Here is a 13,456-nt window from a genome sequence, read left to right as displayed (position 1 = left end):
ATTCTGCTAATTCTGAAAATTCTGTGAATTCTGATTCAGACAAAAAAAGACCTGCTAAGTTTTTAAAACCTAGCAGGTCTCTGTTTTATTTTATAAAACTCGCCGAACTAGCGTTAGAAATCAGCTTATTGCAATAACATTGGCTTAATCATCCATGTTTCTATCTGTTGAATAGCTGCCTGAATACCATCTTCTTGCTCCATTAACAGACCTAATGTTTTTGCTTTAGCCTGTACATTGGCTTGCTGTGCAAATTGGATATGTGTTGCAAGTGACTCCGCCGTAATTTTCTGACTGGCAATATACTCAGGGCTAATGCCTAAATCGGCTAATCGTCCCGCCCAAAAAAATTGATCGCCTGCAAACGGTAAGATAATTTCGGGAATGCCTGCCCGCGCAGCCGCATGAGTCGTACCAGCCCCGCCATGATGGATAATCAATGACATTTTTGGAAATAACCAATCATGCGGGATGTTATTGACCATAAAAAAATGCTTGGGCAATTGCTCTGCGCGAATACCGCTCCAACCTGCTAAAAATACAACTCGTTTTCCTTGCGTTGCTTCTACCACGATATTTAATAATCGTTGTTGATCAAATCCCGCCATACTGCCAAAACCAACATAAATGGGGGGTTCTCCTGTGGCTAAAAAATCTTGTAACGCTGATGGTGCTTGCCAACCGCTAGACAGGGGTAACTGCCAATTACCGCAGAGTTTCCAAACAGGAAGCCAATCGTGAGGAGTTGGTACTAAATGTGGCGAAACGCCGTATAAAATGGGGTAATCTCGCCACATTTTATAACGCGGGGCTTGACCACAAACTTGTTGCCGCGCTTGATTTAACGTTTTACGAAATAAACGCCAAAGTAAGCCATTAATTGCTAAATGACTAATATAGTTTAACCAACCTGTTAAATGCCAAGGCGGTAATAAGGGTGAAGGAAATTCCCGCGTTGGTGACATTGGCCACAATCCCAAACCAATGGCAGGAATTCGCAAATAATCCGCAACGGATAAACCCACATAAGCTGCAAGTCCAGAATATAAAATTAAATCACTTCCTTGTGCTTGTTCTACTAAGACTTGCATCCATGCTGCCGTGTTTTCACTGGCTATTTTCGCTAAGGCTTTACTTAATTGTGTGGCATCCCCCCCTTTTTTCATCAAAGGAGAAAGTACGCCTTGCGCTTGTAAACTGGCTAACATATCACCTGATAAGGCTTGCGCTCTCACTTTCCATGATTGTGCTAAATTTAGCGCGGTTCGCTCAACTAAGAGCGTAACCTGATGACCTTTTGCTTGTAGCCCATGACATAACGCAATAATCGGACGTGTATCCCCCTCCGTACCGAATGTAATCACAGTTATTCTCATTAAAAAATATCCTATTAAAATTTAGTGAGTTAAATTTATATTCAGCATAGCGAGCCTAAAAATATTAAGGCATAGGGGTAATTCACTAGAAAATAATACGGATGTTCTTATTGAAAATAGTATGTACCAAATAAACAATTAACCTTCATTAAGAGTATCTAATTATATTAAAAAGTATTTTTACTTTTACAATCCCTTATTCGATCAGGTGGATAAACTGTTCTTGATATTCCCTAAAAAAAGACTGACAGAAAGCATATAATTTGCCCCTGCATACTTTAATACTGCGTTTATATTGCAATAGGTTCTGCATGTTATGTCTGTAAATTCGTTATATATCAAAGAACAAGGGCAAGGACACCCTTTAATTTTGCTTCATGGCTGGGGATTTAACCATGTGATTTGGGATGAAATAGCAACCCAATTGGCAAATCAATGGCACGTTTACCAAGTAGATTTACCAGGTCATGGTAAAAGCCCCTTATGTGATTACGAATTAAGCACAATCTGCCGTTTATTAGTCGATAAATTACCACAACCAGCGATTTGGATTGGTTGGTCATTAGGTGGCTTATTTGCCATGGCGATTGCAACCCGTTATCCAAAAGCAGTTCGTGCGCTCGGTTTAGTTGCCAGTTCGCCACGTTTTATCACAGCTGAAGACTGGTCATGTGCAATGACAATTCCTGTTCTACAAAAATTTGAACAAAATTTACAGCTAGATATGGTCACTACGCTAAAACGCTTTCTCGCCTTACAAGTGCAAAATAGCCCCACAGCACGCGATCAACTACGTCAGCTATATCAACTGTTCCAACAGGCAGGCTATCCGCAAGCAGACGCATTACAAGGCGGATTATATCTACTACGCTCAGTCGATTTACGCGAAACATTAATAAATATTACCTGTCCTGCATGGAGTTGTTTAGGTCAACATGATGCATTAGTACCTATAGCCATTCAGCACGCCTATCCGCACTACTTGCCCTCATTAGAAATCGACTGCATTCCATCAGCAGCCCATATACCTTTTTTATCCCATCCCGACATTTTTCTACAACACCTGTCCCAATTTTTTACACGTCATGGACTTAACTAACGCTTTATATCATCGGCTAATTGCCCATTCTTTTGGACGAGCAGCCCATACTTATGAACAATTCGCCCACTTACAAAAACAAGTCAGCGACCAACTGCTAGAACGTTCACTAGAACTAAAAATACAACCGACTGTCATTGCCGATATTGGCGCAGGCAGTGGACATTTAACCCGTTCACTAAGTCGTCATTACCCACAAGCACAGGTCTATGCCATTGATATTGCATTACCCATGTTACAAGTCGCGCGGCAACAAGTCCCATGGTCTTTTCCCCTCATACGACCACGTCGCCAACACTTTATAACAGCAAATGCCACACAATTGCCGTTAGCCTCAAACAGCATTGATTTATTAGTTTCTAGCTTAATGTTGCAATGGTGTCCTGATTTTGCAGACGTTTTTGCAGAGTTTGCACGGGTTCTAAAACCTGATGGGGTACTTCTTTTTTCAACCTTAGGATTAGATACCTTAAAAGAATTACGCCAAAGTTGGGCAACTGTTGACGATACCAACCATGTCAATCAGTTTATCGACATGCACATACTGGGTGATGCGCTATTAAGGGCAGGATTACACAACCCTGTGATGGATATTGATTGGCATCGCTATTTTTACGCCGATGTTTTTACCCTCATGCGCGAACTAAAAGCGATTGGTGCACAAACGGTATTAACGGGTAAACGTCAAGGATTGACAGGAAAAAATAAATTTAACGCAATGTTAGCCCAATACGAACAATTTAGAACACCTCAAGGTCTAACAGCAACCTATGAAGTTGTTTATGGTCATGCAAGTGGTTGTAAAACACCAAAAAGTCAACCATCCCATGGAGAAGTTAGAATTCCTATTTCACAGATTCAACGTATAAAAACAACAAAATAATCTTTAAAAATGCCCTATTTTTATCATCATCGTAATATCAAACTATCGGTATTACTTTACTTTCCTTAACAAGACAAGGGTATCGCCTTGAGCCTTCATAATATCCGCTTATCCCTTTATAACCGCACAGATATCCGTCGTGTTTGCACCATTCTACTGGGTATTGCACTCGGCGTATCGACTGGATTAACAAGTTTCTTTCTCATTCTTGCCTTTATTTTATTATTTACAGAGAAAGCCAATTTTCAACGTTATTGGTTTATTTTACGCACTCATCCTGTTGCACAAATTGCAACAATACTGTTAATTTTCTTCATTATTGGTATTTTTTATAGCACTGCTGATTTAAAACAATCATTATCCGTTCTAAGCAAATATAGAGAGCTTTTTTACATTCCTATTTTTATTATATTATTTCAAGATGATGAAACAAGGGAAGGTAGCTTATGGGCTTTTGTCATTGTAATGGCTTACACCTTAATATTATCCTATTTTATGTGGGGAACAGGCATTCAAATTGCGAAAGGAACACCAGATAACGCTTTTATTTTTAAAAACCACATTTCACAAAGTTTAATGATGTCCATGGTTGCCTACTTTCTAGCAATTTATGGCTGGCAATATCCCCGTTTTCGCTGGCTATGTGCAATAGGCATCGGTCTAGCCATGTTTAATGTCTTATTTATGCTACATGGACGCACAGGTTATATTGTTCTCTTATGCCTAGTCTTATTATTTATTTACCAAGTTGCACGTTGGCGCGGTTTAGCATTTAGCATTCTTCCTATGTTTATATTATGTGTAGGCATTTATATGAGTTCTGCACCAATTCAAGAACGCTTAGGCTTAATGTTACAAGAATTACATCTACATGAAGAAGGAAAACAAATAACTTCTATGGGTTTACGCATGGAATTTACCAAAAACGGTTTTCTATTATTCTCTGAACATCCTTGGCTTGGCACGGGGACAGGAAGCGTACCCATTGAATACGAGCGTCAATTCGTAGAAAAGCAACATGTTACATCTACTGAAAATTTACATAATGAATACTTAATGATAGGCGTACAATTAGGAATAGTTGGCGTATTGCTGTTTATGGGCTTATTGGGTGTTTTATGGTATCAATCGCGCTATTTAACGCCGAGTCGTTATGTTTATTTAGCACAAGGCTTTGTCGTAGCAATGGCAGTCGGTTGTTTAGCAAACTCATTTTTGTTTGATATGACAGAAGGACATTTTTTTGCGTATTTTGTTGGGCTTTTTTACTCAACATTAACCCAAACAAAAACAGCATAAATAAAAAGGAGTTTGCACATCAAACAGGCAAACTCCTTTTTTTATGAGAATAATTAAAAACTACAAAAATAACTCACCTAAAGTATTTAATAACCCTTCATACTCAAAGGCTTGAATATCTTGCAACTCTTTTAAAACTTCCACAATATCAATATTCGCTTGTTGCGTCACATCGGCAACCAATGGCGCAAATGCATAGGTTAAAGCTTCTGTTGGGGTTGCCTTACGAACACTCATATTGTTATCTAAAATCCCTGTATAAATAATATCATGAGACTCTTTCCCTAAATTTTCTAACGTTGGGGAAATCGCGGAACAATATTGCATACAGTCGCTATAAGCATCGATATATTCAACCGCACAACGGAATAATTCTGTTGCAAATATCGCTGGGTTTGTCGTGTGTAATGCTGTATTCAACTGCTCTTCTAATGTGCTATTTATATAGAGAATTTGCCATAATCTCCATGTATCATGCGCATCTTCGACCATCGCAATACAACGGTTATCAGAGAGAATGGGGCTACAGTGAATATGTAAAGCAATTTGTTGGCGAAAAGCGGCTCGTGCATCTGCTTCACTTTCAAACAACCATGCTGATTTAGAAAAACAACGCCAGCCATTTTTCCCATTAATATGCCATAAATCATTAGCATCTAAATGAGGGCGCAACGGATGTTTAATCACTTCGCCTATCATATGACGACCCGCTAAGGGAGGCCAAATCCATTGCGAAGAGATTTCTTCATCAGGGAATAGCGGTAAACGCTTACTTTTTCTTACACTTGCTACTTTTTTACTTGTTATGTTAGCAACAGGAATTGCCGTTTGTGTTAACTCCGCAACTTCTTCATACAATATATCTGGCGTACTACTTGGCGTTTGTGTTAATAAATTCTCTTCTATTTTGTCTAGTTTTTCCGCTAATTGCGTCTCGTTTTCTGTTTCGATTGGTTCAATGGCATCTTTTTCTAATAATTCTGGTGCATCTGCAAAAAGATTATCATCATTGTTTTCAGCAAGTTCAGCGGGTAAAGATTCAGCAATTTCTGTATCTTCTGCGAGTAATGCGCGTTCTTCTTCGGATAAATCGTCGAGATTTATTTCGTCGCTTTCTACATGAATTTCAGCAAGTTCAGCGGGTAACGATTCAGCGATTTCTGTATCTTCTGCGAGTAATGCGCGTTCTTCTTCGGATAAGTCTTGTAAATTAAGTTCGTCTTCTTCTTCAACGAGTGCTTGCTCAAACGATAAATCTTCAAGGTGTAATTCGTCTGACAAGGCGGCGGAATCTACAATGCTTGCATCTTCTGCTAAAAGGGCTTGTTCTTCTGGTGATAAGTCATCAAAATTCAATTCACCTACTGTAGTTGTGGTTTCAGGAACAGCATTTGCTAGGAAAGTTGCAGAAGGTGAGGTGGAGCTACTAGATATTTGATTTTGCAGTAAGGCGAATAATTCTTGCCCTGTGCTAATATTAGGGCGGTCAACATATAATTTCCCTTTCATCATCAGTGCTTCAGCACGTTCAACCGCATAGCGTACAGCTAACACAAAGGTATCACGGATACCTTTTCCATCTTTTGCAACCGTTTCAACAATTTTTATAGCTGAGTCATTGTTAAATAAGGTTTGTATATCTTCTAAAGAAAATGTTTCTTTACTGAGATATTGATTTGCTTGAATAATGATTCTGACAGCTTCTTCCCCTTCTTGGGGCAATGAAGTTTGTAATGCCTGAAAATAGTGAAGGGATTCTTCTAGCGTATCAGCGTTACTTGTATCAATGATAAAAATAACGACATCTGCCGTATTTAATAAAAATTGGCGATGCGCATGTAGGGCTGGGTCGCTTGGTGTCGTAATAATTTGACAAGCAATGCTGTGTCCCCTAAAAAATCCCCCTACGTAATCAATCCATTCAAAAAGTGGAGCTTGTCCTGCTTCGGTGGGTGGACTGTATAGTGTGTTGGTTCTTCCCAGCACATTCGCAAGTGAATATATACTGGTGGTTTTCCCTGATTGTGGAAGTCCATCATACACTATGCGAAAAACAATAACGTCGCGTTCTTTATCAATAATTGCCATGCTCTTTATAGTCCTTAGACTGTGCTGGAATCTCTCATCATGTTACAAAGAATTTAGATGAAAAAACAAGCGCAACTTAATACAAAATCACATAAATTCTTTTTAGTTTTGTCGTAATTTTGGAAAGATTTAAGAGGTTATCATGACTTATAAAGTCACCATTGTTGGTGCAGTTGGAGAAAATGTTGTTTATAACGAACAATCTATTATTAATTTATTAAACACTCAACAGCAAGCCTTATTGCATGGAAACCTGTTTACAGGTAAGCCTAGTACTAAGCTTTATATCGATGAACATAATGCACTTAAAATTCGCGCCGAAATTCGTTTAGATAGTCGTGCCGCTTTAAAATGGGCAACGCAGGCATTAACGAAAGAACAAACCTATCAAGTTCATCATCCACATAAAACATGGTTTATTGCACAGGAAACTGACCAACCCATTGCGTTAATTGGAAATATTTGCCCCAGATTGCATCCAGTTCATGATTTATTTACACATGCAACGGTCGATATTCAAACGCGCTTACAGCATTTAGCAACATTATTTGAGCATTATTTGCGACTCGCTAAAAATACAGGGGTACGTCTTGATGAGGGGTTATCCAATTTTGGGGTAACACCAGAGGGACAATTGTATTATTTAGATGATGATTTTTATACGTGGGATCGTTTTATTACTTGTGCGCAAGTCATTGGCGTGTATTTTCGTAAGTTGCTGTGGTTAAACACGGAAACCTCGCCGATTTTCGCTCGTTCTATGCGAGCACTTATTTTAAAGCATTTTAAAGATAAACAGTATTTGAGTGTGTTAGCCGAGCAATTGGAGGATGTTTTTATCCCTGCTGAAACCCAGCGTATTGCTTTAGAAAGTTTTATTAAAGCCTTAGATGAGCGGCATGAAGCAACACATATTCATTTTAATACAACCCGTTATATTGCTTTATTAGCAGATATTCATGCAAATCTTCCTGCATTAGAAACGGTGTTGGCGTATTTAAAAGACCAAAATATTACTTATGGCATCATTCTTGGTGATATTGTGGGATATGGTCCGCATCCTAGTGAGTGTATTGAGTTGGTTCGACACAGTGGTTTCCATATTGTGAAGGGAAATCATGATCATGGTTTAGCAACAGGAAATTTTAAAAAAGGTTTTTCTAATAGTGCAAGTTGGGCGTTAGAATGGGCTACTCCACGGGTGACGACTGAACAGAAAGCGTGGTTAGCGGATTTACCGCCTATTTTGCATGATGAAAAATGGTTAGCGTTGCATGGCGCGCCGATTGATCCTACCTTCTTTAATGCTTACGTTTATGAAATGAGTTATGAGGATAATTTAGAAGTTCTGGCGAGAAAAAATATTTCTATTTGCTTTCATGGGCATACTCATCAACCTGTGATTTATGCACGCAAAGCAGGGTTTGCAGACAGTTCGTATAAAGGGGTCAATATCGATTTAAATCCCTTTGATTATTCGCTGGTTTGCCCTGGCTCTGTGGGACAACCGCGCAATGGTGATGTAAACGCGCAGTTTGCTGTTTATGATCAAGAAACACGAAAAATCTCTTATCACACTATTGCTTATCCCATCGAAAAAACCTTGATGGATATGCAAAATGCGGGGTTTCCTGAAACCTTAATTAAAATGTTACGTAGTAGTACATAAGCATGAGTTACTTTCAGCTTATCTAAATTTTATAGAAAGGACTGTGTTATGTTGCGCTTTTTGAGTCAGTTGAAAGTTGGAACAAAGATTCTCGCAGGATATGTTATTGCATTAGTTTTAATGTTGACCATTGGTTTTATTGCTTTTGTGCAATTAAGCCAAATTAAAGGAACGGTGATTACGTTAACTGATTCATTAGCACAAGAGTTACATGCTGCAAATGCTTTAATGAATCGCATCCTTGTTGTACGTCTTTATACAAGTCGTTATGTCAGTACAAAAAAACAAAGTGATTTAGAGAGTTACTATGTTGAGTTTCAAGCTTTCCAAGCCACAATGCAGGATATGCAGGACAAAAAGTTGTTTTTAACTCGTCCACAAATTGAAGAAGCCCGCAAAAGTATGGAACAGTACCAAGGAGAACTTACTCAATTAGCGGATATTTATCAACGTCGTAATCGGACTATTAATCAAGTTATTCTTGTCAAAGGGGGAGAGGTTGAAAATAAGCTGGCGCAATTGGTTGAAGATAGCTTTAATGCAAAAGATATCGACAGGATGTATCAAAACAGTGCAATACAACGAACATGGCTTTCTGTTCGTTTAAATATATCTAAGTTTTTTGAAGATGGCGATACACGTTGGTTAGAAAAAATTCAAACAGAAATCCAACATATGCAAGAACAACTTAATGATTTAAAAAATAAAAACCCAGATATAGATTATGATTCACTGAGGGCAGTCGTACAAGCCTATGTGATTGGTTTTGAAGAAATCAAAGCGGGATTTATTACGGAAAATGACGAATTAATCAAATCATTACGTGTATATGGCAATGATGCAAGAACAGTTATTGAAAATGCGATTACAGATATTACGGCTGATTTTGAAACCGCTAAAATTGCCACGCAAGACAGTGTACAACAAACTTTTTTTAGTATCGGGGTGACATTATTTATCGCAATTATTACGGGGCTAGGCTTAGGATTTGGCATTACTAGGGGAATTACGCGCCAATTAGGGGGAGAACCTGCCGAAGTTGCAACCATTGCCCAACGGATTGCAAGTGGTGATTTAGCTTTTGATTCAGGCAAAAAACGTGGCGGGTTATTTGGTTCTATGCAAACCATGCAACAACAGCTCCGTGAACGCATTGAGGAGGATAAGCGCATTGCTGATGAAGCCTTACGGATTAATCAAGCCTTAGATAGCGTCACAACCCATGTCATCATTGCCGATAGTCAATACAAAATTATTTTCGCCAATAAAGCGGTACAAACGTTATTCCAACGTGAACAAGATAAATTACGTCGTGAACTGCCTCAACTAGATGCGACCAATTTATGCGGGCAATCGCTCTACAATCTGCATAAAGACGCACAAACACACCGCACCCGCCTACAAAATCTCCGCTATAGCGAACATGACCGTTTAGACATTACCAGCCTTGTTTTTGACTATACCATGACCCCCGTGATTAATACCGATGGTGAACGAGTTGGCTATGTCACAGAGTTGCAAGACCGTACAATTGAAGTTGCCACAGAACAAGAGATTAATAACGTTATTCATGCTGCCTCACAGGGCTTATTTGATAAACGGATTGAACTCAAGGGTAAAACAGGCTTTTTCAAGTCCTTTAGCGAAAGTCTGAATCAAATCATGAATTATAACCAGCTTGCTGTTGAAGACACGATGCGCATGTTTGCTGCCCTTGCCAAAGGAGATTTGACCCAAAAAATTGAACGTGATTATTTAGGCTCATTAGAACAACTGAAAAATGACGCAAATTCTACAGTTGAAAAATTGACTGAAGTTATCAGCTTTATTAAAGAAACGGCGGATGCAGTCAGCACTGCCTCAGAAGAAATATCTCTAGGTAATGTCAGCCTAAGCCAGCGAACAGAAGAACAAGCCGCTTCTTTAGAAGAAACAGCCGCCAGCATGGAGGAAATGACCAGCACCGTACAGCAAAATGCGGATAATGCGCGTCAAGCGACCCAATTAGCCAGCACTGCCCGCGAACGTGCCGCACAAGGGCGAACCGTTGTAGAATCTGCCGTGCAAGCCATGAGTGCCATTAATGAAAGTAGCCAACGGGTTACTGATATTATTGGCGTTATTGATGAAATTGCTTTTCAAACGAACTTACTCGCGCTCAATGCGGCGGTAGAAGCGGCGCGTGCAGGTGAACAAGGACGCGGATTTGCCGTTGTAGCAACGGAAGTGCGCAACCTTGCCCAACGCAGTGCTAATGCGGCTAAAGAGATAAAAAACCTGATACGTGATAGTGTGGACAAAGTCAAAGAGGGTACACAATTAGTCAATGAATCAGGTAATACTTTGCAAGAAATCGTCACGGCTGTTAAAAAAGTGAGTGATATCATTGCAGAAATTGCCGCCGCAAGTCAGGAACAATCATCGGGTATTCACCAAGTGAATAAAGCCATCACACAAATGGATGAAATGACTCAACAAAATGCGGCATTGGTTGAAGAATCCGCCTCAGCAAGCGAATCTATGGCAGAGCAAGCACAACGACTCCGTCAACAAGTTGCCTTTTTCCAACTGCACTACACCAACGCAAAAAATACCAATACTTACGCCAATCATTCTACTACACGCACTAAAGCCGTCGAAAAAGCCACCAGTTTTTTAGAAAAAGTGCAATATAAAACGGATAAAAGCAGAAAAACTAATGAGGCAAGCAAAGATGATTGGGAGGATTTTTAATCCCTTTCCCGCTATTTAATATTTTAATTTACTCCTTTCATTCTCTACTTTTAACTTACAGACATCACGCTATCATGGAACAATGGACACAGTTTTTACAACAAAAAGGGGCGCAATGGGATGCTCGCAACGTTTTAAACTTTGGACAACCCAACGTTGAACAACAAGCGGTTTTAACACAAGATGTCTTGATGGACTTATCTGCATATGGACTGTTACAAGTGACAGGTAACGATGCAGAAAAGTTTTTACAAGGACAATTCACTAATGATGTTCGTCAAGTCAACGGTCAGCGTAGCCAGCTCAGTGCGTGGTGTAATGCAAAAGGACGTGTACTTTATACCTTTCACTTGATAAAGCGTAACAACGATTATTTAATTTTTCTGCCTTATGAAGGCTTAGAAGCTGTGCAGAAACGCCTAAAAATGTTTGTGTTACGTGCAGATGTACAATTTACAGATGTCTCAGAACAATTAGTCAGTATAAGTATTGCGGGAAATCATAGCGTGCAATATCTCAGTGAAGCCTTAGGCTTTGCCGTTCCGCAAGAAAGCAATATGAGCATTACACAAGGGCAATATACGGTTGTACGTATTGCAGGACAAACCCCACGTTATCTAGTGATTGCGGATAGTGAGACACAATGCCAAACATGGCAAACCCTCACCGCTAAATCCGTTCGTGCTGTTGGCTCTTCTGCATGGCAACTCTTGAATATTTTGGCGGGTATTCCACAAATAACGACAAATCTTGCTGACCAATTCGTACCACAAATGCTGAATTATCAAGCAATTGGTGGTATAAACTTTAAAAAAGGGTGTTATGCAGGACAAGAAATTGTCGCCCGTATGCAATATTTGGCAACATTAAAACAACGTTTATATTTAATTCGTTTACCTGCGGATTGTACGCCCCAAATTGGTGACGATTTTTATGGCGTGATGGACGTGCAAAGCATTGGTAAATTAGTCAATGTACAAGCACATCCAGAAGGCGGATACATTGGTTTAGCGGTCTTAAGCATTGAACAAGCAGAAAGTAACCCCGTCTCGTTACAAAAAGTAGGCGGTGCAACTGCACAACTGTTAAACCTCCCTTATGATCCTTCCGCAACCATGGCAGCCTAGTTATTTTATTTTTATTCTCAACGCCCGCTTGTTGCACAATCAATAATCCAGCTGTAAAACTCCCCCTTGTCGCATAAACAGGCGGGAGTATCCTATCATTGATATGACTTTCAGTGTGTTTAGACAACCTCGCTGAACACTGATTTTTCTACCTCCTCCGCTTATCAACTTGCTCAATATCCATCATGCTCATGCCTACTTTTGATGAATTAGCCCAACTTCGTTATCAAGCACATAGCGTAGGCTTAGTCAGTGCGCAGAAAACACACACGCCATTAAGTGGCTTATATGCTTCTGTATTTCGCGGTCAAGGAATGGATTTTGATGAAGTACGTGAATATCGTTATGGGGATGAAATTCGCCATATTGATTGGCGTGTAACAGCCCGAGCACGTAAACCGTATTTAAAAACCTATCGTGAAGAACGTGAACGTCATGTTTTATTCTGTGTGGACATGAGTACGATGATGCAATTTGGAACACGTGGCACATTTAAACATGTGCAAGCTGCTCGAGTTGCTGCCTTACTGGGTTGGAGTGCGCAAGGACATGGGGACAGTGTTGGCGGGCTGATTGTTAGTGATGCGGAACCCCGTTTTTATCGCCCTAATCATGCACAACGTGCGTTTTGGCATTTTCTCAAAGGGTTGAGTGAGCCATGCCCTGCCCCTGCTGCTCTTCCATCAGAATCACCCTTACAACAAGCCTTAACAGTATTGCAGCGACAACAACAGACAGGCGCGTTACTTTTTATCATTGCTGATTTACATCTTTTAAATAGCCAAAAACTTGCGCAAGCCTTACGGGCACTACGTCAACGCCATGAATTAGTATTAATCAATATCGATGATATTGCTGATTATCAACTACCTGCAATAGGAAGGGTTTACTTTACAGCCCCTGATGGTCAAGAAGTTTTGATTGATACGGATAACCCTGCGGGTTGTTCTGCGTATCAGCAAAGTTGGGAACAACAACGTGCAGAATTACAAGCATTAAGCCGTCAATTACAAATTGATTTTTTCAGTTTACGCACAGATGAAGCGGTGTATCAAGGCGTTTTTAACGGATTACGCCAACGCGCTCAACGACAACAAGCGCATTTATAGAGACTGTCTGAATCAGGATTTTCAGGATTAAAAGATTGTCTGAATCAGAATTTTCAGAATTAACAGAATTTTC

9 protein-coding genes are annotated in these 13,456 nt (G+C 39.8%); 7 read left to right on the top strand and 2 right to left on the bottom strand.

Features of this window, described 5'->3' with window-relative positions; all coding sequences use genetic code 11:
• Positions 1-125: 125 nt before the first annotated feature.
• Complete coding sequence (locus BEGALDRAFT_RS17295; protein ID WP_002692278.1) at positions 126-1,376, bottom strand: glycosyltransferase; 1,251 nt, start codon at positions 1,374-1,376, stop codon at positions 126-128.
• 316 nt (positions 1,377-1,692) lie between these two features.
• Here BEGALDRAFT_RS17295 and bioH point away from each other — a divergent pair, with 316 nt between their 5' ends.
• The 3 genes from bioH (at position 1,693) to BEGALDRAFT_RS17280 (ending at position 4,657) form a co-directional block, all read left to right on the top strand.
• Entirely contained in the window at positions 1,693-2,475 is a 783-nt protein-coding gene (bioH, locus tag BEGALDRAFT_RS17290) for a pimeloyl-ACP methyl ester esterase BioH (RefSeq protein WP_002692276.1), read from the top strand.
• Complete coding sequence (gene bioC, locus BEGALDRAFT_RS17285) at positions 2,462-3,358, top strand: malonyl-ACP O-methyltransferase BioC (RefSeq protein WP_002692274.1); 897 nt, start codon at positions 2,462-2,464, stop codon at positions 3,356-3,358. The genes bioH and bioC overlap by 14 nt, the downstream gene beginning before the upstream one ends.
• A gap of 87 nt (positions 3,359-3,445) precedes the next feature.
• A complete protein-coding gene (locus BEGALDRAFT_RS17280) occupies positions 3,446-4,657 on the top strand; it encodes an O-antigen ligase family protein (protein WP_002692272.1) in 1,212 nt (403 codons plus the stop codon).
• Between the two features lie 60 nt (positions 4,658-4,717).
• Here the strand turns inward: BEGALDRAFT_RS17280 and BEGALDRAFT_RS17275 are convergent, their stop codons facing one another.
• On the bottom strand, positions 4,718-6,745 hold the full coding sequence (locus BEGALDRAFT_RS17275) for a GTPase domain-containing protein (RefSeq protein WP_002692270.1): 2,028 nt from the start codon (positions 6,743-6,745) through the stop codon (positions 4,718-4,720).
• A 142-nt stretch (positions 6,746-6,887) separates the two neighbouring features.
• Here BEGALDRAFT_RS17275 and BEGALDRAFT_RS17270 point away from each other — a divergent pair, with 142 nt between their 5' ends.
• The 4 genes from BEGALDRAFT_RS17270 to BEGALDRAFT_RS17255 all read left to right on the top strand — a co-directional run bounded on the left by BEGALDRAFT_RS17270 (position 6,888) and on the right by BEGALDRAFT_RS17255 (position 13,383).
• Positions 6,888-8,414, top strand: coding sequence for a metallophosphoesterase family protein (locus BEGALDRAFT_RS17270; RefSeq protein WP_002692267.1), 1,527 nt, complete (start codon positions 6,888-6,890; stop codon positions 8,412-8,414).
• Positions 8,415-8,462: 48 nt separating this feature from the next.
• On the top strand, positions 8,463-11,147 hold the full coding sequence (locus tag BEGALDRAFT_RS19635; protein ID WP_002692265.1) for a methyl-accepting chemotaxis protein: 2,685 nt from the start codon (positions 8,463-8,465) through the stop codon (positions 11,145-11,147).
• 74 nt (positions 11,148-11,221) lie between these two features.
• Positions 11,222-12,274, top strand: a complete 1,053-nt coding sequence (ygfZ, locus tag BEGALDRAFT_RS17260) for a CAF17-like 4Fe-4S cluster assembly/insertion protein YgfZ (RefSeq protein ID WP_002692263.1) — start codon at positions 11,222-11,224, stop codon at positions 12,272-12,274.
• 185 nt (positions 12,275-12,459) lie between these two features.
• Positions 12,460-13,383 (top strand): DUF58 domain-containing protein, encoded by a 924-nt coding sequence (locus BEGALDRAFT_RS17255; RefSeq protein WP_002692261.1) that lies wholly within the window; start codon positions 12,460-12,462, stop codon positions 13,381-13,383.
• Positions 13,384-13,456 lie beyond the last annotated feature (73 nt).

The organism is Beggiatoa alba B18LD (assembly GCF_000245015.1).
In the GTDB taxonomy this organism is placed as follows: domain Bacteria; phylum Pseudomonadota; class Gammaproteobacteria; order Beggiatoales; family Beggiatoaceae; genus Beggiatoa; species Beggiatoa alba.
The sequence above is the reverse complement of the archived record's forward strand: the minus strand, read 5'-3'. Positions and strand labels throughout refer to the sequence as shown.